The organism is Pseudomonas brassicacearum (assembly GCF_003732225.1).
In the GTDB taxonomy this organism is placed as follows: domain Bacteria; phylum Pseudomonadota; class Gammaproteobacteria; order Pseudomonadales; family Pseudomonadaceae; genus Aquipseudomonas; species Aquipseudomonas brassicacearum_E.
Window position 1 is genome coordinate 148,462 of the sequence record NZ_MOBJ01000002.1, and the last position, 23,094, is coordinate 171,555.

The 23,094-nt window shown below is 60.5% G+C and carries 21 protein-coding genes; 9 read left to right on the plus strand and 12 right to left on the minus strand.

All coding sequences use genetic code 11. The features are described from left to right. Positions 1-385 precede the first annotated feature (385 nt). Positions 386-1,489, plus strand: a complete 1,104-nt coding sequence (locus BK659_RS02275; RefSeq protein WP_123423523.1) for a DUF6515 family protein — start codon at positions 386-388, stop codon at positions 1,487-1,489. Here BK659_RS02275 and BK659_RS02280 read toward each other — a convergent pair. Next, positions 1,483-2,379 carry a cation diffusion facilitator family transporter gene (locus tag BK659_RS02280; RefSeq protein ID WP_123423524.1) on the minus strand — a complete coding sequence of 299 codons (897 nt, stop codon included), beginning with the start codon at positions 2,377-2,379 and terminating at the stop codon, positions 1,483-1,485. The genes BK659_RS02275 and BK659_RS02280 overlap by 7 nt on opposite strands. 28 nt (positions 2,380-2,407) lie before the next feature. Beyond that, a complete protein-coding gene (locus BK659_RS02285) occupies positions 2,408-2,827 on the minus strand; it encodes a polyribonucleotide nucleotidyltransferase (protein WP_123423525.1) in 420 nt (139 codons plus the stop codon). A gap of 109 nt (positions 2,828-2,936) precedes the next feature. Between BK659_RS02285 and hrpB the strand changes: the two genes are divergently transcribed. Then, positions 2,937-5,471 (plus strand): ATP-dependent helicase HrpB, encoded by a 2,535-nt coding sequence (hrpB, locus tag BK659_RS02290; RefSeq protein ID WP_123423526.1) that lies wholly within the window; start codon positions 2,937-2,939, stop codon positions 5,469-5,471. A 159-nt stretch (positions 5,472-5,630) separates the two neighbouring features. Here hrpB and BK659_RS02295 read toward each other — a convergent pair whose 3' ends face one another. Genes BK659_RS02295 through BK659_RS02320 form a run of 6 tightly spaced genes read right to left on the minus strand, consistent with a single transcriptional unit; the run spans position 5,631 to position 11,820 of the window. Continuing rightward, positions 5,631-7,145 (minus strand): ABC transporter substrate-binding protein, encoded by a 1,515-nt coding sequence (locus BK659_RS02295; RefSeq protein WP_123423527.1) that lies wholly within the window; start codon positions 7,143-7,145, stop codon positions 5,631-5,633. A 34-nt stretch (positions 7,146-7,179) separates the two neighbouring features. After that, entirely contained in the window at positions 7,180-8,151 is a 972-nt protein-coding gene (locus BK659_RS02300) for an ABC transporter ATP-binding protein (RefSeq protein WP_123423528.1), read from the minus strand. Further along, positions 8,148-9,134 (minus strand): ABC transporter ATP-binding protein, encoded by a 987-nt coding sequence (locus BK659_RS02305; protein WP_123423529.1) that lies wholly within the window; start codon positions 9,132-9,134, stop codon positions 8,148-8,150. Before BK659_RS02305 ends, BK659_RS02300 begins: the two co-directional genes overlap by 4 nt. Continuing rightward, positions 9,131-9,985 (minus strand): ABC transporter permease, encoded by an 855-nt coding sequence (locus BK659_RS02310; protein WP_123423530.1) that lies wholly within the window; start codon positions 9,983-9,985, stop codon positions 9,131-9,133. Before BK659_RS02310 ends, BK659_RS02305 begins: the two co-directional genes overlap by 4 nt. After that, entirely contained in the window at positions 9,982-10,929 is a 948-nt protein-coding gene (locus tag BK659_RS02315; RefSeq protein ID WP_123423531.1) for an ABC transporter permease, read from the minus strand. Before BK659_RS02315 ends, BK659_RS02310 begins: the two co-directional genes overlap by 4 nt. Before the next feature lie 3 nt (positions 10,930-10,932). After that, a complete protein-coding gene (locus BK659_RS02320; protein WP_123423532.1) occupies positions 10,933-11,820 on the minus strand; it encodes a proline iminopeptidase-family hydrolase in 888 nt (295 codons plus the stop codon). 181 nt (positions 11,821-12,001) lie between these two features. On the opposite strand from BK659_RS02320, the gene BK659_RS02325 reads away from it, so the two are divergent. Together BK659_RS02325 and BK659_RS02330 are read left to right on the plus strand one after the other, a co-directional pair. Further along, entirely contained in the window at positions 12,002-12,763 is a 762-nt protein-coding gene (locus BK659_RS02325) for a LuxR family transcriptional regulator (RefSeq protein ID WP_123423533.1), read from the plus strand. A gap of 89 nt (positions 12,764-12,852) precedes the next feature. After that, on the plus strand, positions 12,853-13,752 hold the full coding sequence (locus BK659_RS02330) for a proline iminopeptidase-family hydrolase (protein ID WP_123423534.1): 900 nt from the start codon (positions 12,853-12,855) through the stop codon (positions 13,750-13,752). 25 nt (positions 13,753-13,777) lie between these two features. Here the strand turns inward: BK659_RS02330 and BK659_RS02335 are convergent, their stop codons facing one another. After that, positions 13,778-14,857: an endonuclease/exonuclease/phosphatase family protein gene (locus tag BK659_RS02335; protein WP_123423535.1), complete on the minus strand. Its 1,080-nt coding sequence runs from the start codon at positions 14,855-14,857 to the stop codon at positions 13,778-13,780. Between the two features lie 73 nt (positions 14,858-14,930). Next, on the minus strand, positions 14,931-15,605 hold the full coding sequence (locus BK659_RS02340; protein ID WP_123423536.1) for a YciC family protein: 675 nt from the start codon (positions 15,603-15,605) through the stop codon (positions 14,931-14,933). Between the two features lie 177 nt (positions 15,606-15,782). On the opposite strand from BK659_RS02340, the gene BK659_RS02345 reads away from it, so the two are divergent. The 5 genes from BK659_RS02345 (at position 15,783) to BK659_RS02365 (ending at position 20,427) form a co-directional block, all read left to right on the plus strand. Further along, positions 15,783-16,550, plus strand: a complete 768-nt coding sequence (locus BK659_RS02345) for a DUF2076 domain-containing protein (protein ID WP_123423537.1) — start codon at positions 15,783-15,785, stop codon at positions 16,548-16,550. A gap of 138 nt (positions 16,551-16,688) precedes the next feature. Next, positions 16,689-17,168 carry a LabA-like NYN domain-containing protein gene (locus BK659_RS02350; RefSeq protein ID WP_123423538.1) on the plus strand — a complete coding sequence of 160 codons (480 nt, stop codon included), beginning with the start codon at positions 16,689-16,691 and terminating at the stop codon, positions 17,166-17,168. 22 nt (positions 17,169-17,190) lie between these two features. Then, positions 17,191-17,802 carry a 3'-5' exonuclease gene (locus BK659_RS02355; RefSeq protein ID WP_123423539.1) on the plus strand — a complete coding sequence of 204 codons (612 nt, stop codon included), beginning with the start codon at positions 17,191-17,193 and terminating at the stop codon, positions 17,800-17,802. Positions 17,803-18,113: 311 nt separating this feature from the next. Beyond that, the gene (gene yedA / locus BK659_RS02360) at positions 18,114-19,040 is read left to right on the plus strand and encodes a drug/metabolite exporter YedA (RefSeq protein WP_123423540.1); all 927 of its coding nucleotides are present in this window, start codon (positions 18,114-18,116) and stop codon (positions 19,038-19,040) included. Between the two features lie 52 nt (positions 19,041-19,092). Continuing rightward, positions 19,093-20,427 carry an RNA helicase RhlE1 gene (locus BK659_RS02365; RefSeq protein WP_019691560.1) on the plus strand — a complete coding sequence of 445 codons (1,335 nt, stop codon included), beginning with the start codon at positions 19,093-19,095 and terminating at the stop codon, positions 20,425-20,427. Between the two features lie 154 nt (positions 20,428-20,581). Here BK659_RS02365 and BK659_RS02370 read toward each other — a convergent pair whose 3' ends face one another. Both BK659_RS02370 and BK659_RS02375 read right to left on the minus strand, forming a co-directional pair. Next, positions 20,582-21,817: a TIGR03862 family flavoprotein gene (locus tag BK659_RS02370; RefSeq protein WP_185015275.1), complete on the minus strand. Its 1,236-nt coding sequence runs from the start codon at positions 21,815-21,817 to the stop codon at positions 20,582-20,584. Positions 21,818-22,098: 281 nt separating this feature from the next. After that, positions 22,099-23,019 (minus strand): histone deacetylase family protein, encoded by a 921-nt coding sequence (locus tag BK659_RS02375; RefSeq protein WP_123423542.1) that lies wholly within the window; start codon positions 23,017-23,019, stop codon positions 22,099-22,101. Positions 23,020-23,094 lie beyond the last annotated feature (75 nt).

Here is a 23,094-nt window from a genome sequence, read left to right on the forward strand (position 1 = left end):
CTATCCGTGATTAAAAATTGCGCAAGTCATGTTTATTTGAGCAATCTTCGCAATCCTCTGTCGCCACCTCAAGCCTATTCTTATCACCAGAATCACTGCCCGGACAAACAGTCCACAGCGGCCCGCCGAATCAGGCCAGCCGCGGCCACCACCCCCAACAGGGGTTGAGTTGGCCCCCGGGCTACACACTGTCCAGAAGACGGAGTGAGGTGAGCCGACGTCAAAAGCGTCGAGCACGGACGAAGTTCTCAAGGGGAGGCCGACGGGTCTCCCTTTTTTATTGCGCGTAAATCAAGAAATAAGTCTGGCGACTGATAACCTGTTGCAGAACCGGCCTGTACTTTTTCAGTCTTATGTATAGGTCACCACCGCAGTGAGGAATAGCATGAAGTCGCGCATCTGGCGTATGGCAGGTGTTGGTGTGTTGTGTGTCAGTGTCAGCGCGCCATTGCTGGCAGAAGGTCAGGGTGGGGAGGAGCTCCTTCGTAGACAGCAACAGCAACAGCAACAGCAACAGCAACACAATAATGGTGGTGCTCAGCACGAGCGTGGCGGTGAAGGTCGTCAGGGGAACAATCAACCGCGTCCCGAAAATAATCCGCCTCGCGTGGAAAACAACCAGCCACGTCCCCAAAATAACCAGCCACGTCCGCAGACTGAAATCATTCGCGGCAACAACAGCCGGCAGTTCGAACACAACGGCCAGAATCAGGGAGGCGACTGGCAGAACCGTCAGCGACACGACGCAAATGACCAGATTCAAGGCCGACCTGCGCCGGCGAACAACCTGCCGATCCAGGGCCGTCCGGACACTGTTCGCCAGACCCAGGAGCCACAGCGTGGCTACTATCAGGACATTCCGCGGCGCAACGATTACAACCAGCGTTGGCAGGCCGGCGGTCACGATGACCATCGGGATGACCGTCGCTGGGCAGGACGTCCGGAAGGGCATGGCAATGGCTGGGGTGATGGTCCGCGGTATCGGCCAGGTCAAATGATCGACCGCTTCCCTGAGCGCCACGACCGTGTGCCGTACCGTGGGCAGGATTATTTCTACTCCGGTGGTTATTGGTATCGCCCACAAGGACCGCGTTATGTGGTGGTCGAACCGCCTCGCGGGATCCGTGTGAGGTATCTGCCCGATTACGCTCGCGAAGTGTGGATCGGTGGCGCGCTGATGTTTCTGGCGGCAGGTGCGTATTACACCTACGAGGAGAGCACTCAGGAGTACGTCGTGGTTGAGCCGCCGGTAGGCAACCCGCAGCCGCAACCGACCAGCAATGACTATGACGTGGTGGCTTATCCGGCCAACGGGCAGCCGCCCGAGCAGGTCACTCAGGACGGCTACGATTGCTATCGTTGGGCGGTCCAGCAGAGTGGCTTTGATCCACGGACCGTGACCTATCAGCCGGCACCCCAAGTGGTACAGACTTACCGCCAGGCCGAGGGTAATTGCCTGGTCTCACGCGGTTATCAGGTCACTTACTGAACCTGGGCGGCCTTCACCACTTCCTGCGGGTCGGCGTGCACCAGCACTTCGGCTCGCGGGTAAACGGCGTGAATGGCGTCCGCCGCTTGATCGCTGATGCCGTGCGCGACTGACAGCGTCAGCTCTCCCGGCAACTCCAGGTGCAATTGCACGAACCAGTGACTGCCGGAGATCCGTGTGCGCAAGTCGTGGGCACCGAGTACGCCGGGCACGCCGCAGGCCAGTTCGAGCATGTGCTGGCTGACGTCTGGCGGCAGTTCTTCATCCATCAACACCGCAAAACTTTCCCGGGCGATTTGAATCGCGCTCCACAGAATGTAGACGGCGATCCCCAGACCGAACCAGGGATCGACTTGATGCCAGCCAAAACCGGCCAGTACCAACGCCACCAGGATGCTGCCGTTGAGCATCATGTCGGAACGGTAATGCAGCGAGTCGGCGCGCACCGCGTTGGAGCCGGTTTCGCGGATTACCCGGTGTTGCAGCATCAGCAGCGCCAGGGTCAGGACGAGGGAAAAGATAATCACGCCAATGCTGATCCACGGCGCGCCCACCGGTTCCGGGTGTTTCAGGCGCTCAAAGGCCTGATACGCGATCAACACCGCGCTGCCACCGATGAACAGTGCCTGGGCCATGCCCGACAAGGATTCCGCCTTGCCGTGCCCGTAGCGGTGATCGTCATCGGCCGGGCGCAATGCGTAATGCACCGCCAACAGATTGAGCAGCGACGTCACGCCGTCGAGTGCCGAGTCTGTCAGCCCGGCGAGCATGCTCACCGATCCGCTCAGCCACCAGGCAATGGCCTTGGCGACAATCAGGGTACTTGCCACCGCCACCGAGGCGCGGGTGGCGAGACGTAACAGGCGAGCGTGTTCCGGGCTGCTGGTCATAGGTGGAACGTTTCCTCGGTGTTGAGCATCAAGCAGCGGGTTGCAGACCGAACATCGCCAGTTGCTGAGCACTGCCCTTGTGCTGGATCAGACGCGGGTCATCCAGTGGAAGGTTGCGGCCCAGCTCGCTTTCGAGAATAGCCTGCAACTTGTGGTTATCGACCTTGCCGTCGGCATCGATGGCTTGTTTGAGTTTCTCCGGTGCCACTTGCGCGGTCTTGCCGGGTTCGAAGTAAATCGCGCCGGTGGTGAAGTCCACGGCGAACGCGACCAGTCCGGGGATGATGTAGAACAGCAGGCCCACGGCGTCGAGCGCGGCAATCGCCGGGTCGATCTTGCCGTCGATCTGGCCACGGCGATCCGGGTAGAAAATCGAACCGCAAGCGGTCACTTGGGTCAGCAGGGTTGCAACCAATACACCGCCAATCAGGCGAAACGGAGCACGCATGGTAAATCTCCTGAGCAAACATTAAACGAAACGTCGTCGGTATGAATTAGGACCGTGATTAACGCCAGGCAGTTCGCCGTTATACTCGTGCCTCTGTTTTGGAGCCAGCATGATTTCTTTGCCAATTGATGAAGTTTTACCCGCGCTGCGTGAAGCCTTGGCGACACGCCACGAAGCCGTGCTCGAAGCACCACCCGGCGCCGGTAAAACCACCCGCGTGCCATTGGCGATGTTGAATGAACCATGGCTGGCCGGGCAAACCATCCTCATGCTTGAACCGCGTCGGCTGGCGGCGCGGGCGGCGGCCGAACGGTTGGCCAGTGAGCTCGGCGAGAAAGTCGGTGAAACGGTCGGCTACCGGATTCGCCTCGACAGTAAAGTCGGGCCGAATACGCGCATTGAAGTGGTCACCGAAGGCATCCTCACGCGTCGCTTGCAGGAGGACCCGGCGCTTGAAGGCGTGGGCCTGCTGATCTTCGACGAATACCACGAGCGTAGTCTCGATGCCGACCTCGCGCTGGCCCTGAGCCTGAATGGCCGTGAGCTGTTTCGTGATGAGCAGCCGCTGAAGATTCTGTTGATGTCGGCAACCCTCGAAGGCGAGCGTCTGGCCGGCCTGCTGAATGACGCGCCGATCCTGCGCAGCGAAGGCCGCATGTACCCGGTGACGATGCACTGGGGCCGGCCGTTTCAGCCGGGCGAATTCATCGAGCCGCGACTGGTGCAGACCATTCTCGACGCCTTGAACGATGAAACCGGCAGTCTGCTGGTATTCCTTCCCGGGCAAGCGGAAATCCGCCGCGTGCATCAGCAGTTGGCCGATGCATTGGGCGAGCGTACTGAGGTGCTGCTCTGCCCGTTGCATGGCGAACTCGATCTGGCGGCGCAACGTGCGGCCATCGATCCAGCGCCACCCGGCCAGCGCAAAGTGGTGCTGGCCACCAACATCGCCGAGACCAGTTTGACCATCAATGGCGTGCGCGTGGTCATCGACGCCGGGTTGGCGCGAGTGCCGCGCTTCGACCCTGGCAGCGGCATGACCCGCCTCGATACCCAGCGCATCTCCCGCGCCAGCGCCACTCAGCGTGCCGGCCGGGCAGGAAGGCTGGAACCGGGTGTGTGTTATCGGCTGTGGTCGCAGGATCAGCATGAACAACTGGCGGCCTATGCCAGCCCGGAAATTCTCTCGGCGGACCTTGCCGGGCTGGCCTTGCAGCTCGGACGTTGGGGCGTTCTGCCTGGGCAGCTGGTCTGGCTCGATGTACCTCCGGCGGCGGCTTATGCACAGGCGCAGGACTTGCTCGAACGCCTTGGTGCGTTGGAAGGTTCGTCCGCTGAAGACTGGAAGCTCACTCGCCACGGTCAGGCCATGGCCGAACTCCCGGCCCATCCGCGCATCGCGCATCTGTTACTGCGTGGGCAAGCGTTGGGGCTGGCAAACATGGCCTGCGACGTCGCTGCCTTGCTCGGTGAGCGGGATATTTTGCGCGGTGCCGGCGCGGATTTGCACAGTCGTCTGGTGCTTTTATCTGGCGAAGAACGGGCGGCGCGTGGTGCTCAAGGTGGCGTGCAGCGGGCGCGGCAATTGGCGCGGCAATATCGCGGTTATCTGCGCGGCAAAGCCGAGTCGCCGGTCATCGATCCAGAGCATCCACGTTGGCTCGGCGCGTTGCTGGCGCTGGCCTATCCGGATCGTGTCGCCCAGCAACGCCGCGCCGGTGGTGCTGAATACCGGCTGGCCAACGGTCGCGCAGCGTTGTTTGCCGAGGCCGACAGCCTGATGAAGCAGCCCTGGCTGGTGATCGCCGATCTGGGCAGCCGTCAGGGGCAGCGCGAAGAGCGGATTTATCTGGCGGCGGATTTTGATCCGGCGCTGTTCGATTCGGTGTTGGCAGAGCAGGTGCGTTGCGTCGATCAGCTCGATTGGGACGAACGTGAAGGCGTGCTGCGGGCCGAGCGTCAGCGCAAGGTCGGCGAGTTGGTGCTCAGCCGCGAGCCGCTGACCGGCCTCGATGAAACGGCACGCAGCCAGGCGTTGGTCAATCTGGTCCGCCGTAAAGGACTGGAGCTGTTGCCATGGACCCCGGAGTTGCGTCAGTGGCAGGCGCGAGTGGCATTGCTGCGTCAGCTGGATCTGAGCAAGCAGGGCGAAAGCGAGTGGCCGGATGTCAGCGATGCGGCGTTGCTGGCCAGCCTGGAGCACTGGTTGATGCCGTACCTGGGGCGGGTTTCGCGACTCAGTCATTTCGCCAACCTTGATGTGTCGAGCTTTGTGCATAACCTGCTGCCGTGGCCCTTGCCGCAACGCCTCGATGAACAGGCGCCGCATCATCTGAGCGTGCCTTCCGGTTCATCGATTCGTCTGGATTACAGCGAGCAGCCACCGATTCTCGCGGTGCGTTTGCAGGAGTTGTTCGGCTTGGCCGAAACCCCGCGCATTGCCGGTGGCCGGCAGGTGGTCAAGCTGCATTTGCTGTCACCCGCGCGGCGGCCGGTGCAGGTCACCCAGGATCTGGCGAACTTCTGGCGTAGTACTTATGCCGAGGTGAAGAAGGACCTCAAGGGGCGCTACCCGAAACACTACTGGCCGGATGACCCGCTGGTGGCCGAGGCCACGGCGCGGGCCAAACCTCGCAAAGGCTGAAGATCAAAAGATCGTCCGAACGCGGCCCGAACCTTCGGCAGCTCCTACAGATGTCCGTGATCCCTGTAGGAGCTGCCGAAGGCTGCGATCTCTTTCCGGGCACCGCAGAATTACGGGGCAGCCGGAAGCAGAAACCGTGCAATCACCGGCAACCGCTCCTTAGTTCTTCACGGTCTCCTCGAGCGAGAAACGTCCCAGTGGATTTTGCTGGAAGTTTTCGATGTTCTTGCGCGAAATGTTGATGTACGGGCTGTAGTAAAGGTCGATCCAGTTGACGTCATTCTTGGCGATCTTCTGCAAGTTGACGTACATCTGTTCACGTTTGATCGGGTCTGCTTCAACCCTGCCAGCTGCCACCAGATTTTTGACCTTGTCGTTCTTGTAGCGGGTCATGTAGTTCATGTTGGTGTCGTGGCCCAGAACGAACGTGGTCTTCTGGTCCGGGTCGAGGATGTCGTTGGTCCAGTACATCACGGACAGGTCGTAATCACCGTCGACCAGCATCTGCCAGCTCTGGGTCGGGTCGACTTTTTGCAGGGTGGCGGTAACACCGACTGCCGCCAGTTGTTGCTGAACCAGCACGGCAATCTGTTCGTCGGCTTCGTTACCGGCATTGACCACGTAGTTCAGCTTCATGCCTGCGGCGCCGGCATCAGTCAGCATCTGCTTGGCTTTCACCGGGTCAAATGGGCGCTTCAGGTTGTCGGCGTAGTGGTAAAGCGCGCCCTTGGGTATGTAGGAGTAAGCCTCCTGACCATGGCCGAAGGTGACGGTATCAACCAGCGATTTCTTGTTGATTGCCATGTCCAGCGCCTGACGCACTTCCGGTTTGGCCAGCAGCCCGTGCTCATGGTTGATCAGCAGGTGATCTTCGCGCGTGGAAGGGTCGGCATGGATAGTCACGCCTGGGTCCTTGCGCAATGCATCGACTCGCGAAAACGGTACGAAAATCGCCGAGTCGAGTTCACCTGCCTGCACCTTGAGCATCCGGGTATTGTCGTCCGGAATGGAAATCCACTCCACGCCGTCCAGGCTGACCTTGTCGGCCTGCCAGAAGTGCGGGTTCTTCTCCAGCTTCACGCGATCGCCGCGTAGCCACTCCTTGACAAAAAATGCCCCTGACACCACCGGCTCCTGAGCGTAGGCATCCTCGCCCATGCGGGTCATGGCCTGTTGCGAGAGAATCGACACGGTCGGCGAGGCCAGTTGTGAGAGGAACGGTACCGACGGGGTTGTCAGAGTGACCACCAGCGTGTGCGGATCGGCCGCTTTCGCCGTGTCGATCAGCTTGTAGGCGTCGCTCCACAGCGAGGCCTTGTTATCGCGAATACGCAGCAGGCTGAATGCCGCATCATCGGCCGTAATCGGCGAGCCGTCGGAGAATTTCGCCGAGCGCAGCTTGAACGTGTAGGTCAGGCCATCGTCGGAGACCTTCCAGCTTTCAGCCAGGCCGGGCTCCATTTTGCTGCCGGCCTTGTTGACCCGGATCAGTGTGTCGTAGACATTGGAAAACACCCAGGTATCACGGTTTTGCGCGCTCTTGATCGGGTCGAACGTGGTGCTTTCTTCACGGCAACCGATGGTCAGTACACCCGCCGCCTGAGCAATACCGCTGGCAAGGGTGCAAGCGGTCAAGGTGGCTGCGGCAAGCAATGTCAAATGCCTGGATCTCATGGTCAAACTCCTTCTTGATGAGTGTTTCGGTTTTTTAAAGCAGCGGTTCCTCGAGCACACAGTCGTAACGGCGTCCTTCGAGTTGACGTGTAGGGGGCGCCGCCTGGCTACAGCTGGGGCGAACGTAGCGACAGCGCGGGTGAAAGGCGCATCCGGATGGCAGTTGCAAAGGGCTGGGCGGTTCACCGGGCAAAGGGTCGCCGGGCAGCGCGCGGGTCGGGTCGATTTCCGGAATCGACTGGATCAGTGCGGCGGTATAGGGATGTCGCGGGGAGCGGAACACCGCTTCCACCGGTCCTTCTTCGACGATCTTGCCCAGGTACATCACCGCCACTCGATCACAGAGCCGGCGAACGATCGCCAGATCATGGGCGATGAACACAATCGCCAGGTTCATGCGCTGGCGCAGCTCCAGCAGCAGATTGATGATTTGCCCCTGGATGGACACGTCCAGCGCGGCCACGCACTCATCGGCGACAATCAAGCGCGGCTCCACGGCCAGCGCCCGGGCGATTCCGACACGCTGGCATTGGCCGCCACTCAAGGTGCGTGGTTTGCGGGTGGCCAACTCCGGGCGCAGACCGACCAGGGTCAGTAGTTCATCGACGCGGGCGGCAATCAGCGGTTCCGGCACCTTGCGTTGGACCCGGAGCACTTCCGCGAGGGTCTGGCCGATACTCAGGCGTGGGTTGAGGGCCGCATAAGGATCCTGGAAAACCATCGCCGTCTCATGGCGCAGCCTCTGGATGTCGATCTTCCCGGCGTGGGCCATGTCGACACCATCGAACAGCACCTGCCCGGCGAAAATCTCATTGAGGTGCAGGATCGCCCGTCCCAGGCTGCTTTTACCGCTGCCCGATTCGCCGACCAGCCCGAGTGTTTCACCGGCCGAGAGCGTCAGCGAAACGCCGTTGACCGCTGTCAGCCATTGCCGGTTCATGCCCAGCAGACCGGTGCCCGCAGCGGCGAAGCGCACCTGCAGATCCTTGACGTTGAGCAACGTCATGAGCGGCCTCCGGCGACCAAGGGGTAATGGCAAGCGATGCGGTGTCCATGGGTGACCGGCTGCAACCCTGGCATCAATGTTGTGCATTGGCTGCCAGTTTGCTGGCAGCGCGGATTGAAGCGACACCCATGAGGCAGGGCGTCGAGCAGGGGCGGTTGCCCGGCAATGGTTTTGAGCAATGCGTGACCGTGACTGGTGGCCGGCTGACAGTCGATCAATCCAGCGGTGTAAGGGTGACGTGGATGGGCCAGCACCTCGTGTTTGTTACCGTGCTCGCACAAGCGTCCGGCGTACATCACTGCAATCGAGTCGCAGGTCTGGGCAACGACCCCCAGGTCATGGGTGATCATGATGATCGACAAGCCCCGCTGGTCGCGCAGATCAAGCAGCAGGCGCAGGATCTGCGCTTGCACCGTGACGTCGAGGGCGGTGGTCGGTTCGTCGGCGATCAGGACTTTCGGGTTGCAGCCCAGGGCCACGGCGATCATCGCTCGCTGGCGCATGCCGCCGGAAAATTCGTGAGGGTAACTGTCGACCCGGCGCTGCGGATCGGGAATGCCCACCTGACGCAGCACCTCGATGGCCTGAGCACGGGCTTCACGCTTGCTGGCGCCCTGATGCAGACGAATACCTTCGCCAATCTGCTCGCCGATGCGCATCAACGGGTCGAGATGGCTGCTGGGGTTCTGAAAAATCATTCCCAGCTGACGCCCGCGCATACGACGCATGCCAGCCTCATCCAGGCGCAGCAGGTTTTCCCCGGCCAACTGCACCGTTACGCCTTCGACTCGCAGGTTCGGCGACGGCAGCAGCCGCATCAAACCGCGGCAGGCCATGGTTTTGCCGGAGCCGCTTTCACCCACCAGCCCAAGGACTTCACCTTCAGCCAGGTCGAACGACAGGCGATCCACCAGCGTCACCTCGTGCTCGCCGTTGCGGGCAATGACGCTCAGCTCCTCGACCTTCAACACGGGCGTACTCATGAGCGCTCACCCAGATGTTCGGCGACAGCGTCGGCCAGCAGGCTGAAGCCCATGGCCAGAGTGACGATCGCCAGCCCCGGGAAGGTGCAGATCCACCAGGCGGAAGTGATGAAGCTCTGGCCTTCGGCGACCATCGTGCCCCACTCGGCGGTCGGCGGTTGAACCCCCAGGCCGAGGTAGCTGACCGCTGCTCCGTTGAGCAGCACCAGCACCGCATCGGACATGGAAAACACGATTGAACCGAACATTGCGTTCGGCAGCAGATGACGAAATAGAATGCGCCCATGGCCGAAGCCCAGACTTTTGGCGGCCAGGGCAAAATCGCTTTCCTTGAGGATCAGGATCTGCGAGCGGATCAACCGTGCATAGGACACCCAGCCCACCAGTGCCATGGCGATATAGAAACTCATCAGGCCGGGGCCGAGGATCGCCATGATCGCCAGCATCAACACCAGGAACGGGAAGGCCAGGATGATATCGATCAGGCGCATGCAGACGGTGTCGAAACGCCCGCCGATGTAGCCGGACAAGGCCCCGACACCGGTGCCGATCAAAAACGGGAAGATCACCCCGATGACCGCCAGCTGCAAGTCGACGCGGGCTGCCCAGATCACTCGAGACAATACGTCACGGCCAAAATTGTCGGTACCGAACGGGTGGGCCAGGCTGGGCCCCAGCAGGCGGATATCAGTGTTCTGGGCGATTGGATCGAAGGGCGCGACCCAGGGCGCGAAGATTGCCAGCAGCAGCCAGCCGAGCAGGATTGCCAACCCCAGGCCCATTGCCAAACGACGGTTGCGTAAACCGAAGCCGAGGTTCAGGCGGGGGGTAATCGCAGCTTGACTGCTCATCGGATTTTCACCCGGGGATCGATCGCTACCGTGACCACATCGGCGAGAAAATTCACTGCGACGGTGGCGCAGGCCAGCACCATCGCCACGCCCTGGACCACCATGTAGTCTCGGGTGAAGATGCCACGGACCAGCAACTGGCCGATTCCGGGAATGGCGAACAAGCTCTCGATGACCACCGTGCCGCTGATCAGCCAGCCGATGTTCACCGCCAGCAAGTTGACCGCGGGTACCAGCGAGTTGGGTAGCACGTGTCGACGAAACACCGCGTCTTCAGACAGGCCGCGAGCTCGGGCGGCCGTGACGTGGTCGGCTTGCAGTTCCATCAGCATGCTCGCCCGCAGATTGCGCACCAGCACCGCCGATAACGCCAGGGCAATGGTCAGGCAGGGCAGGACCATGTGGTGCAGTTTGTCCAGCCAGTTGCGGCCGTAGCCGGAAACCGGGAACCAGCCCAACTGCACGCTGAACAGCAGGATCAGCATGATCCCCAGCCAGAACGCCGGCATGCCGAGGCCGGCGGTGGTGAACAGGCGGATCAGATTGTCGCCCCAGCCACCCTTGTTGCGGGCCGCAACGGTGGCCAGGGGCACAGCGATCAACAACGCCAGCAGCACGCTGCCAAGCACCAGAAACAGCGTGGGTTCGATTCGCGTACTGATCAGCTTCAAGGCGTCGACTTTGTAGAGCAGCGACTGGCCCAGGTCGCCGTTGAAGAGGTTTTTCAGGAAGTAGAAATACTGCATCCACAGCGGCTGATCGAGGCCGAACTGAGCGCGAATCCTGATCAGCCCCTCCGGCGTACTGCGTGAGCCGAGCAGCGCGCGCGCCGGATCGCCGGGAATCGAGCGCACCAGCACAAACGTGATGAGGCTGATGCCGAACAGCACCGGCAATAGTTGCAGGGGCCGTGACAGGATGAATCGGTAACGCGACAGATTCATCGACTAACCTCGGTGCCGCTGGAGGAAATCCAGCAGCACCGGAAAGTAGGCCTGGGGTTCTTCGTAGAACGGCATATGGCTGCTGTTGGGGAACACATGCAATTGGGCATCCTTGAGCGCCAATTTCATGCGCATTGCACAGGCCGGTGTCAGTTCGTCGTGCTGGCCGGTGGTGATCAGCACCGGCATCGTGAAATCGCTCATTTCCTGGAGACGGTTCCAGTTTTTCAGGTTGCCGATGTAGAGAAACTCGTTTGGCCCCTGCATGGTCGTGTATGGCCCCATGTTCCAGTCGCCCAGAGAGCGCGTAACCGGTGCCGGCCACTCGTCGAGGCGGCAGACGTGACGGTAGTTGAGGAGAGTGATGGCGGCCTGGTATTGCGGGTGATCGAGCGTGCCCAGGGCTTCATGGCGTTGCATCATGGCCACGGTTTCGCTGCCCAGGGCGCCACGCAGACGCTCCAGTTCCTGAGACAGGTGCGGGATATCGCCTACCGTGTTTTCCAGAATCAGGGTTTTCAGCGCATGCGGATGTTGAATGGCATATTCAATCCCCAGCCAGCCGCCCCAAGAGTGCCCCATCAAGTGCACCCGGCCCAGGTCGAGGGCCTGACGGACGGTTTCCACTTCAGCGACATAACGGCTGATGTTCCACAGGGACGGGTCTTCGGGTCTGTCCGAGGCACCGGTGCCAAGCTGGTCGAAGGCGACAACCCGCAGCCCCTTGTCCTTGAGCCAGCCATGGGCGTCACGCAGATAATCGCAGGGAAGCCCCGGGCCGCCATTGAGGCACAGCAGGACTTCATCGCCCTCGCCAAAGCTGTAAACCACCAGATTGTGGCCATCGACCTCGACGTTATACCGCTGGTCCGGTTCGATTTCATGCCACATCGCAACTCTCCCTTTATGTTGCTGGCCGGCTCGGGTGCTGGCCAAATGACTCAACCTTACTGAGTAAGTCACGCGCCCAAAAGCTAGTATTTGTTATAGGTTTGATCTGGCAGTCCCTCGCCGAGGCGTGGCATTCTACGTGCTGAATTTCAGGATTGAAATTACTTAAGGAGCGCAATGGATGCAGACCAAGCTGTCTGACCTCAATCCCCGCCTGTTGTCGGGCAAGAGCCTGGATGAGCAGATGGACAACGCCCTGCTACTGGCCGAGGAGCTGGGTTTTGATGCCCTGGTGTACGACTACAGCCCGGTGCCGCTGGACCATGAAGGCAAGTTGATCACGCCCTCGGTGCTCAAACTGCGTAACACTCCAGCCGATTGGCAGACGCGTTGGTGTACAGAGGGTTACTACCAGATCGACCCTGTTCAGCAGGTGGCACTCAATTGTGTTTCACCCTTTGTCTGGTCCTACAAACCCGGGACTGACACCCTGCTGGAGCCGGTCATCAGTCAGTGTCATGCCCCCGTGGTGAATTATCTGGAAGACTCGCAGATGACCTGCGGGGTGTCGGTGCCGATTCATCTGCCCAGAGGCGGTTTTGCCGTTTTGACGGGGCTGCGTACCGGTAGCAGCACCAGCGTCCTGCGCGATGCCCGGCAGACCCTGGCGGATTTCAGCCTGATTTCCCATGCCTTGCAGGAAGCGGCCTATCCGTTGCTTGGCAAGGAGGCTCACACGCCACCGGTCCACCTGACCAAACGTGAACGCGAGTGCCTTAAATGGGCGGCTGAAGGGCTGACGGCTACCGAAATTGCCACGCAACTGAATCGCTCGATGGCCACGGTCACGCTGCACTTGACCACGGCGATGCATAAGCTCGGCGCCAAGAATCGGGTTCAGGCCGTGGTTCGGGCGGTGCACTATCGGTTGCTCGATAACTGAGGCAGAGCAAAACCTATCTATTTAGCTAGTTATTCGAAAGGCCGAGTCCCGATATGGTGGTCGTACTGTTTTCGGGGAGGCGGCACACAATGGAATTGACTGGAACACGCGAAGGCTTTGCACCCTTTGGCGCTTATCGGACCTGGTATCGCATCACCGGTGATCTGTCCTGTGGTCGAACGCCACTGGTGATTTTGCACGGCGGCCCGGGCTGCACCTACGATTATGTAGATGCCTACAAGGACGTTGCTGCCGGTGGCTATCCGGTGATCCATTACGATCAGTTGGGGAATGGTCACTCGACCCATCTGCCGGACAAGGATCCTTCGTTCTGGAACGTCCAGCTCTTTCTCGATGAACTGGACAATCTGCTGGATCATCTGCAAATCAGCGACAATTACGCGCTTCTTGGGCAATCCTGGGGCGGCATGCTCGCCAGCGAACACGCCGTCATGCAACCTGCGGGTTTACGAGCCCTGATCGTCGCCAACTCTCCTTCGGATATGCGCGTCTGGGTTCAGGAGGCCAACCGTTTACGTAAACTGCTGCCCGACGGTGTGCATGAAACACTGCTTGAGCACGAACAAGCAGGAACCTTTCAAGCGGCCGCCTATCAGGAAGCTTCGAGGGTCTTTTACGATAACCATGTGTGTCGCGTCATTCCCTGGCCCGAGGAAGTCGCGCGTACGTTTGCCCAGGTCGATGCCGACCCCACCGTTTACCATGCCATGAGCGGGCCGACGGAATTTCATGTCATCGGCAGTCTGAAAGACTGGACCATTGTCGACCGCTTGCGCCACATCAACGTGCCAACGCTGGTGATTTCGGGTCGCTACGATGAAGCAACACCGACGGTGGTCAAACCCTACCTGGAGCAGATCCCGAATGTTCGCTGGGCGTTGTTCGAGAACTCCAGCCATATGCCGCATGTCGAAGAGCGGGTCGGCTGCATGGGGACGGTGGTGAAGTTCCTGGATAAGTGCTTGTAGGGGCCGATATCGGCAGCCGATCAGGTTACGGGGCGGCCGGGAGCAGAAACCGTGCAATCACCGGCAAGTGATCGGAGATGCGCAGCGTATCGTCCTGCCGCACCTCGGCTTCCAGCCGTTTGATCCGTGGGCTGTAGAACAGGTAGTCGACGGTGCGATCCGGGCCGTTGAGGCCGGGGTCGTTGGGGTAATGGGTCAACCACTGGTCCCGATCGACACCGCTGGCCTCGTTGTTGGTCGGGATCATCGGGTATTTGTCCCACAGCACATGCAGTGCGCTGTCGGCGGAGTAGGGCGTGCGCTGCTCGGGCGCGAGGCGTTGATACTGGCCCAGCGGCAACAGGTTGAAGTCGCCGCCGATCAGCCACGGCGTGCCGCGACCTTCATACGTGTCGAGCACCTTGGCAACGGCCGTCACCTTCGTCTGCTGGGTCTCGTCAGGCTGCACCGCCCGATCGAGGTGAGTATTGAGCACCGCCACTTGCCCGCCGTCGCGCAGCGGCAGGTAACTTATCAGCAGGGCATTTTTCGGCTGGAACTGGCGGCTGATGAAGTTGACCGGTGCTTCGGGCAGTTGCAGGCGTTCGGCATGTTCGATCTGGAAGCGGCTCAAGGTCGCCAATTGTCGGCCAACGCTACCGAAAATGTGCACGTCGGGAACGAAGTCGGCCTTCCAGTCGAAGGCGTGTGTGCTGCAGGGGTAGAGGTCGGCCAGGCGTTCCTGGAGCAGTTTGAGCTGGTTTTGGTAGTCACTGGCCTTGGCGCCGTCATCCAGTTCTTGCAGCAGGACCAGGTCCGGCTGCTCATCGCGGATCACCCGTGCCACTTCGTCGAGGCTGAAGGCCATGTCTTCCGCGGTCGGGCTTTCGTCGGGGCCTTGGGCCAGGTCATTCCAGAACACATAGCGTTTGCCCGCCAGGTACTGGACGTTCCAGGTCATCACCTTCAACGCCTGTCCCGGCACCAGCGTCGGCGCGCGGGTGCTGCAACTGACCGGCAATGTCTCCTTGGCGTCGGGGCGCCAGGTCAGACTGTAGAGAAAGGAAAACAGCAGGCCGATGAGTATCAACAGGCCCAGCAGGGTGTAGCGCAGTAGACGGGTCATGGCTCGGCTTATGGCGTTACAAAGTTGAGCCCGAGCATAACCGAGGTGGGCCCGGACCCCAAGGGTAGAGCTGTCAGGCGCTTCCTTCAGATTTATCAGGTGCGTCGCTGATCAACATGAACAGGCGAAACAGCACCACACTGGTGAACAGTTGCAGAAAGCTATGGGTGCTTTCGATGATCAGCAAAATTGCCGGATTCTGCGGCTCCGGGTAGATGGCCATGCTCGCGCCCTTGAGCACCCATAACGGGCCCATCACGCAGAGAATGCACAGCAGGATGCGCAGGAAATTGCCACGGGCCAGGCGCATGCTTTCCCTGATGGCTTCCAGTGGTTGCATGTTGCGCAGCACCAGCAGGTATTCAGCAAAGGCGAGCATCACCATCAGCCATATGCCCGGCAGGAAATACAGCGACAAACCCACCAGAATCAGCAGGGTATTGACCGCCGTCAGCAGTGCGAAGCGCGGCCACAGGCTGAGCGAAGCCGAGAGCAGGTCCAGGGTGCGCGGCGATTCGCCACGGCTGCGGGCATCGAGAAACAGGATCAGCGCGGCGGTGTACAAGGGGTAGACCAGTAGCCCGATGATCACGCTATAGCCGGGAAACGCCTCCGGCCCCTGGGAGTGGTCGACCAGTTGCTGAAGCAACGCTTCGAGCACGACCAATGGCAGACACAGCGGCACGATTCGGCCCAGGTTGCGCTGGAAGAAATACAGGGAGTCGCGGAGTACGTCTAACGGATTCATCGGTCGCTATCGCAGGTTACGAGATATGTCGACACTGTAACCGATGCAACCGGCAGTCGAGCAAACGTAAACGTTCGGTAAAGGCTATTGAAACAATCGGTAACAGCCCCATAACTAGTGGGCACCTTCTCCATAAGGGAAAAGGGCGATGATTTTCCGGCAATCTATGAGGTCGCCATGAACAGCGAAGAACAAACCCTGATCGATGGACTGTTTTCCCGGCTGCAACAGGCCGAGACGGATTCAGCCCCGCGCGATGCCTTGGCCGAAGCGCGGATCAAGGAACATTTGAGCCGCCAGCCTGCGGCGGGCTATTTCATGACTCAGGCGATTCTGGTGCAAGAGGCGGCGATCAAGAGCCTCGACGAGCAAAACAAACAGCTCACCCAGCAAATCCAGCAACTGCAAGCCGAACTGCAACAAGCCCAGGCCGCCGCACCGGCGCCGAGCAACAGCGGCGGTGGTTTCCTGTCGAGCATCTTCGGTGGCTCCCGTGATCCGCAGCCCGCACCGACCCAAAGCGCTCCAGCGTCGAGTGGCGGCTGGCGTGAACCGGCGCGACCTTCTGCGCCACCGCCACAAAATTATGCTGCCCCGCAACAGAGCTTTGGTGCCCCGCAACAGAATTACGCCGCCCCACAGCAACAGGCTCCGGCAGCCGGCAGCAGTTTCCTCGGTGGCGCCTTGAAAACCGCAGCCGGCGTGGCCGGTGGCGTGATGCTGGCAGAGGGCATCAGCAGCTTGTTCCACAGCAACCAGCAGCCGCAGCAAATTGTTGAAGTCATCAAGGAAGAACCGGCCCAAGTGAATGACCGCGGCAATGACGACCAGCGTCTGGCCAACAACGATTCCTGGAGCAACAACGATCAGGGCGGGTTTGCAGACGCCGACGACAGCGATGACGGCTCATCGTTGTTTGGCGATGACGACGATTCCTTCGTCTGATATGCCATTCGTCCGGGGCCTTGTTGCGCCCCGGACTGATTATTCGCGGAAAAATCCTTCTGACTGGCATACTGGGCGACTTTTCGGACCTTGGGTCTGATCAATCGCCTGCGCTTGTGCGCGCCATGAGGATTTGCGGTGAAGAAGATCGCGGTGTTCGCCGATGTCCAAAACCTCTATTACACCGTGCGCCAGGCCTACGGTTGTCACTTCAACTACGCCGCCCTGTGGGCTGACATCAGCCAGCGCGGGCAGATCGTCGAGGCCTATGCCTACGCCATCGATCGCGGCGACAGCAAGCAGCAGCAATTCCAGCAGATCCTGCGCAACCTCGGTTTCATCGTGAAGCTCAAACCCTACATCCAGCGCAGTGACGGCTCGGCCAAGGGCGACTGGGACGTGGGCATCACCCTCGACATCATGGACGCCGCCGATCACGTCGACGAAGTGGTGCTGGCCTCGGGTGACGGTGATTTCGACATGTTGCTGGAGCGGATCATCGCCAAGCACGGGGTTGAAGCGGTTGCCTATGGCGTGCCGGGGCTCACCGCCAATTCGCTGATTCGCGCGGCTACGCGCTACGTGCCGATCGAAGGCGCATTGCTGCTTAAAAACTGATTATTGAACGCAAGGAACAGGTTTGGAACGCATAGCCGTCATCGACTTTGAAACCACCGGGATCTCCCCGAGCAGCAGCTGCCGGGCCACGGAAATCGCCGTGGTGATTCTTGAACAGGGACGCATCGTCGAGCGTTACCAAAGCCTGATGAATGCGGGTGTACGAGTGCCGGCCTTCATCGAACAGCTGACCGGGATCAGCAACGCCATGCTGCGCACCGCGCCTTCGGCCGAGCAGGTGATGAACGAGGTCAACGAATTTGTCGGCATCACCCCACTGCTGGCCCACAACGCCGCCTTCGACCAGAAGTTCTGGGACTTTGAGCTTGGGCGGATCAAACGCACTCGCTTGCAGAACTTTGCCTGCTCGCTGTTACTCGCCCGCCGCCTGATGCCGGCTGCGCCGAACCATAAACTCGGCACCCTCACCACCTTCGCCCAATTGCCCCACACAGGCACTGCTCACCGGGCCATGGCCGATGCGGAAATGGCTGCCAACCTCACCGCGCATCTGGCGCAGGAACTGCGGCGCAAACACGGCTTGCGCGAGTTGTCGCATGACTTGCTGTGCAGTTTGCAGAAAGTGCCGGCGGCGAAGATCAATGAACACCTCAAGCGCCATCGCGGATTCTGACCGCACTACCACTCCACTGTGGGAGCGAGCTTGCTCGCGATAGCGGACTGTCAGTCACTTGTGTGGTGAGTGTGCCGGCGTCATCGTCGGATCGCCGCCCGGAGCAAGCTCGCTCCCACAGTGGCGCTCTTGATGCTCCCCTCGGCATGCGTTTCTCGATAGCGTTGGAGAGCACACGATGTGAAGCGTCACCAGGTGACGCAATGGTGCTTTGAAAAGTGTACTGGCCTTATAAACCGGTTTTGTAACTTAAGTTCCGTCCGTCGGCTTTCTAAAATAACGCTCTTCTTGTCCTGCCTTCGAGCGTCCCCATGCCTGGTCTACGCCGTTTCCCGTTACCGCTGATAGGTGCCTTTTTCGCGCTGTACGTGATCTGGGGGTCGACCTACCTGGTGATTCGCATCGGTGTGCAGTACTGGCCGCCGCTAATGCTTGGCGGCATTCGTTTTATTGTCGGCGGTACGCTGATGTACGCCTTCCTGCGCTGGCGCGGTGTGCCAGCGCCGACCTGGCCGCAGTGGAAGGCGGCGGGGATAATCGGGATTTTGCTGCTCAGTTTTGGCAACGGCGCGGTCAGCATGGCCGAGCACACGGGCGTGGCCTCTGGCGTTGCGGCATTGGCGGTGGCGACGGTGCCGTTGTTTACCTTGCTCTGCGGGTATTTCTGGGGCGCGCGTAATACCCGTCTGGAATGGGCGGGGATTGTGCTGGGGCTGATCGGTATCGCCATGCTCAATCTGGGCTCCAATCTGCAATCGAGCCCTTTGGGGGCTGTACTGCTGATTGGTGCGGCGGCAGCCTGGGCCTTTGGTTCGGTTTGGAGCAAACATTTGCCATTGCCTCAGGGCGCTATGTCCAGCGCGGCGCAAATGCTTGTCGGCGGCGTGGTGTTGTTGATCGGCAGCGCGCTGACTGGCGAACAGCTGCAAAGCTTGCCGCCGCTTGAGGGGTGGGTCGCAATGATGTACCTGGTGGTGTTCGGCTCGATCGTCGCCTTCAACGCCTATATGTACCTGCTGAAAAACGTCCGCCCGGCGGCGGCCACCAGTTATGCCTACGTCAACCCGGCAGTGGCGGTATTGTTGGGGATCGTTTTTGCCGGTGAAAGCATCGGTATCGAAGAGGCTTTGGCGATGGCGGTGATCATCAGTGCCGTGCTGTTGATCAGTCTGCCGCAGTGGCGACGTGCTCCTGAGCGGCCTGCCGTCCTGGTGCCGACAGAATCCCGAGTGAATTAGGGTAAACTGCGCGCCATTGCACACTCGCGCTGATTTTTCCTACGGTATCCCCATGACTTTCGCCACTCTTGGCCTGATCGAACCCTTGCTGCGCGCCCTTGAGACGCTCGGTTACCAGACCCCGACCCCGGTGCAGACGCAAGCTATTCCGGCGGTATTGGCCGGTCGCGACCTGATGGCTGCGGCCCAGACCGGCACCGGCAAGACCGCCGGTTTCGCTGTGCCGCTGTTGCAGTTGCTGGCCATGGAAGGGCCGAAAGTCACCAGTAACTCGGTACGTGCGCTGATTCTGGTGCCAACCCGCGAGCTGGCCGAACAGGTGCATGAAAGCGTGCGTCAGTACGCTGAAAACCTGCCGCTAAGCACCTACGCGGTGTACGGCGGCGTCAGCATCAACCCGCAAATGATGAAGCTGCGCAAAGGCGTCGATCTGCTGGTGGCCACGCCTGGCCGTCTGCTGGATCTATTCCGCCAGAACGCGCTGAAGTTCAACCAGTTGCAAACCCTGGTGCTGGACGAAGCCGACCGCATGCTCGATCTGGGCTTCTCCGAAGAGCTGGCGAACATTTACAAGGCACTGCCGAAAAAGCGTCAGACGCTGCTGTTCTCCGCAACCTTCTCCGATGCGATTCGCGAGTTGGCCGGGAAAATGCTCAATGATCCGCTGAGCATCGAAGTCAGCCCGCGTAACGTTGCCGCCAACACCGTCAAGCAGTGGGTGGTCACGGTCGACAAGAAGCGCAAGGCCGAGCTGTTCATTCACTTGCTGCGCAAAAATCGCTGGAAACAGGTGCTGGTGTTCGCCAAGACCCGCAACGGCGTTGATCAACTGGTGGAAAAACTCCAGGGCCTGAGCGTGAATGCCGACGGCATCCACGGCGACAAACCACAAGCCACGCGCCAGCGCGCACTGGACCGTTTCAAGGCCAGCGAAGTGCAGATTCTGGTCGCCACCGATGTTGCCGCCCGTGGTCTGGATATCGAAGACTTGCCGTTGGTGGTGAACTTCGACCTGCCGATCGTCGCCGAGGATTACATCCACCGTATCGGTCGTACCGGCCGTGCGGGCGCGACCGGTGAGGCAATTTCATTGGTGTGTGCCGATGAGGTGAATCAGCTGTCGGCCATCGAGATGCTGACGCGTCAGACCTTGACCCGTCACATGGAGCAGGACTTCGAACCGGAACACCGCGTGCCGGACACCGATGCCAGCGGCCAAGTGGTCAAGAAACCGAAAAAGCCGAAGAAGCCAAAAGTCTCCGGTGGCGGCAAACGCAATCTGGGCAAGTGGGTGGAAAGCGGTGATGCTTCGGCGCCGGAGCCTTCGATCAAGCCTGTGCGAAAAGTACCGGTGTTCAATACCGGGCCGCGTAAGCGTAAGCCTTGATTAGACGCTGCGCCTGTTAGACCGCTTTCGCGAGCAATCGAGCGTCGACCGGCTGCTCCCACATTTGATCTGAGTTGTACGCAAAATTTGCGTCAAATGAAAATCCAGTGTGGGAGCGAGCTTGCTCGCGAAGGGCGCGACCCGGTCTTCAGGCCTAGCGCTGCAGCCACTCCGCCACCCCCAACCCCGCCGCTCGCCCACTGGCAAAACACGCGGTCAGCAGATAGCCACCCGTTGGCGCTTCCCAGTCGAGCATTTCGCCTGCGCAGAACACGCCAGGCAATTGCTTGAGCATCAGGTTTTCATTCATCGCTTCGAACGTCACGCCACCGGCGCTGCTGATGGCTTCGTCCAATGGGCGGGTGTTGACCAGCGTCAGGGGCAAGGCCTTGATCGCGTTGGCCAGCAAAAGCGGGTCAGTGAAGCATTCGGCGGGTGTCAGTTCGCGCAGCAATGCAGCCTTGACGCCGTCGAGGCCGAGTTGGCTGTGCAGGTGTTTGGCCATGGAGCGTGAACCACGGGGTTTGCTCAGCGCTGTCTGGATTTTATCCACAGGCCTGCCGGGCAGCAGGTCGAGGTGAATGGTTGCCGAGCCGGTCTGATTGATGGCCTCACGGATCGGCGCCGACAACGCGTAAATCAAACTGCCTTCGATGCCTGTGGCAGTGATCACGCATTCACCGAGTCGCGGCACATCGTCGTTCAAACCGATGGCGATATTTTTCAGCGGGGCCCCGGCGAATTTTCTGACCATCAGCTCGCTCCAGGCCTTCACCTCGAAACCACAATTGCTCGGTTGCAGCGGCGCCAGGGCAACCTCTCGTTGCGCAAGCGGCAGCATCCAGGCGCCATCCGAGCCCAAACGCGACCAGCTGCCGCCACCCAGCGCCAATAACAGTGCATCGGCGCTGATCGCCTTTTCACCGTCAGGGCTATCGATACGCAGGCGGCCATCAGCGTTCCAGCCCAGCCAACGGTGGCGGGTGTGGATAACTACGCCGGCATCGCGCAGGCGTTTGAGCCAGGCGCGGAGCAAGGGGGCGGCCTTCATGTCGGTAGGGAATACACGGCCAGAGCTGCCGACGAAGGTTTCGATGCCCAATCCATGAATCCACTGGCACAAGGCTTCGGCACCGAATTCGCGTAGCAACGGGGCGATCTGTGGGGCGCGCTCGGCATAACGTGCCAGAAACGTCGGGTAGGCTTCGGAGTGGGTAATGTTCATGCCGCCGACGCCGGCCAGCAGGAATTTTCGCCCCACCGAGGGCATGCCGTCGTACAGATCGACCTTGACCCCGGCCTGGCTCAGCACCTCGGCGGCCATCAGGCCGGCGGGGCCGCCGCCGATGATGGCGACGTGGTGAGGGCGGTTGGCGGAGGGCTGGGTCATGGCGTGAGCTGCGGTTCGGCGGAATAGGGCGGGCATTCTATCAGCAGCAAACAGTGTGGGAGCGAGCTTGCTCGCGATAGCGGTCTGTCAGTTACATCATTGTTGGAGGTGCCGCCGTCATCGCGAGCAAGCTCGCTCCCACATTTTATCTGGGTGTATCCAATAACCTGATCAAAAAATAACCATAGCTTTGCAGGCTGTATGCAGCATGGGCTGTAGGTCCTTTCACTCAGGTTATCCACAGGCCGTTCCACAGGCATTGTGGGTAAAGCATCCACAGCTCAGTGACAACCTGATGACTGCCAGACCCGTTGCGCGCTGTGATGGAGGATGCCATGACGTCGCGCCAGGGCCTGGCGGTCCTTGCTGTAGCCGCCGCCGATCACCCCAACCACCGGAATGTCGCGCCCCAGGCAATGGCGTAATACGCTTTCATCGCGGGCGGCGACGCCTTCGTCGGTCAGTTTCAGGTAGCCCAGCGCGTCGTCTTTATGCACATCGACACCTGCGTCATACAGCACCAGATCGGGCTGATAGAGCGGCAGCAGGTAATTCAGCGCGTCATCGACCACTTTCAAGTAGTCCTGATCGCCCATGCCCATGGGCAGCGGGATGTCCCAATCGCTTTTGGCCTTGCGTGCGGGAAAGTTCTTTTCGCAGTGCAGGGAAACCGTCACCGCATCCGGGGTATGTTCCAGTATTCGTGCCGTTCCATCGCCTTGGTGCACGTCGCAGTCGAAGATCAATACCCGACCGACGCGGCCGCTTTCCAGCAAGTAATGGCTGATCACCGCCAGGTCATTGAAGATGCAGAAACCCGCCGGGTGATCGTAATGAGCGTGATGGGTGCCGCCGGCCAGATGACAGGCCATGCCGTGCTCCAGTGCCTGCTCGGCGGCCAGCAATGAGCCGCCGACCGCGCGCACCGTGCGTCGGGCCAGCGCTTCGTTCCACGGCAGACCGAGACGCCGTTGGTCTTCGCGGGACAACTCGCCGCTCATGTAACGCTCGATGTACGCAGGGTCATGGGCGAGGGCGAGAATCTCGTTCGGGCAGATTTCCGGGCGCAGCAAGTGCTGATCAACGGTCAGGCCGCTGTCCACCAGGTGATCACGCAGCAGTCGGAATTTGTCCATGGGAAAGCGATGTTCCGCCGGGAACTCGGGGCTGTAGTCTTCGTGGTAAATCAGCGGCAGCGACATGGCGATTTCATGGAGTGAATGAGTGAAGGATCCTACCAGCGATGTAGACTTGTTTGCAGGGGAACGGAGGGGGAA

Coding starts and splice junctions, on each gene's coding strand:
- BK659_RS02275 (WP_123423523.1), top strand. CDS start 386: ATGAAGTCGCGCATCTGGCGTATGGCAGGTGTTGGTGTGTTGTGTGTC.
- BK659_RS02280 (WP_123423524.1), bottom strand. CDS start 2,379: ATGACCAGCAGCCCGGAACACGCTCGCCTGTTACGTCTCGCCACCCGC.
- BK659_RS02285 (WP_123423525.1), bottom strand. CDS start 2,827: ATGCGTGCTCCGTTTCGCCTGATTGGCGGTGTATTGGTTGCAACCCTG.
- hrpB (WP_123423526.1), top strand. CDS start 2,937: ATGATTTCTTTGCCAATTGATGAAGTTTTACCCGCGCTGCGTGAAGCC.
- BK659_RS02295 (WP_123423527.1), bottom strand. CDS start 7,145: ATGAGATCCAGGCATTTGACATTGCTTGCCGCAGCCACCTTGACCGCT.
- BK659_RS02300 (WP_123423528.1), bottom strand. CDS start 8,151: ATGACGTTGCTCAACGTCAAGGATCTGCAGGTGCGCTTCGCCGCTGCG.
- BK659_RS02305 (WP_123423529.1), bottom strand. CDS start 9,134: ATGAGTACGCCCGTGTTGAAGGTCGAGGAGCTGAGCGTCATTGCCCGC.
- BK659_RS02310 (WP_123423530.1), bottom strand. CDS start 9,985: ATGAGCAGTCAAGCTGCGATTACCCCCCGCCTGAACCTCGGCTTCGGT.
- BK659_RS02315 (WP_123423531.1), bottom strand. CDS start 10,929: ATGAATCTGTCGCGTTACCGATTCATCCTGTCACGGCCCCTGCAACTA.
- BK659_RS02320 (WP_123423532.1), bottom strand. CDS start 11,820: ATGTGGCATGAAATCGAACCGGACCAGCGGTATAACGTCGAGGTCGAT.
- BK659_RS02325 (WP_123423533.1), top strand. CDS start 12,002: ATGCAGACCAAGCTGTCTGACCTCAATCCCCGCCTGTTGTCGGGCAAG.
- BK659_RS02330 (WP_123423534.1), top strand. CDS start 12,853: ATGGAATTGACTGGAACACGCGAAGGCTTTGCACCCTTTGGCGCTTAT.
- BK659_RS02335 (WP_123423535.1), bottom strand. CDS start 14,857: ATGACCCGTCTACTGCGCTACACCCTGCTGGGCCTGTTGATACTCATC.
- BK659_RS02340 (WP_123423536.1), bottom strand. CDS start 15,605: ATGAATCCGTTAGACGTACTCCGCGACTCCCTGTATTTCTTCCAGCGC.
- BK659_RS02345 (WP_123423537.1), top strand. CDS start 15,783: ATGAACAGCGAAGAACAAACCCTGATCGATGGACTGTTTTCCCGGCTG.
- yedA (WP_123423540.1), top strand. CDS start 18,114: ATGCCTGGTCTACGCCGTTTCCCGTTACCGCTGATAGGTGCCTTTTTC.
- BK659_RS02365 (WP_019691560.1), top strand. CDS start 19,093: ATGACTTTCGCCACTCTTGGCCTGATCGAACCCTTGCTGCGCGCCCTT.
- BK659_RS02370 (WP_185015275.1), bottom strand. CDS start 21,817: ATGACCCAGCCCTCCGCCAACCGCCCTCACCACGTCGCCATCATCGGC.
- BK659_RS02375 (WP_123423542.1), bottom strand. CDS start 23,019: ATGTCGCTGCCGCTGATTTACCACGAAGACTACAGCCCCGAGTTCCCG.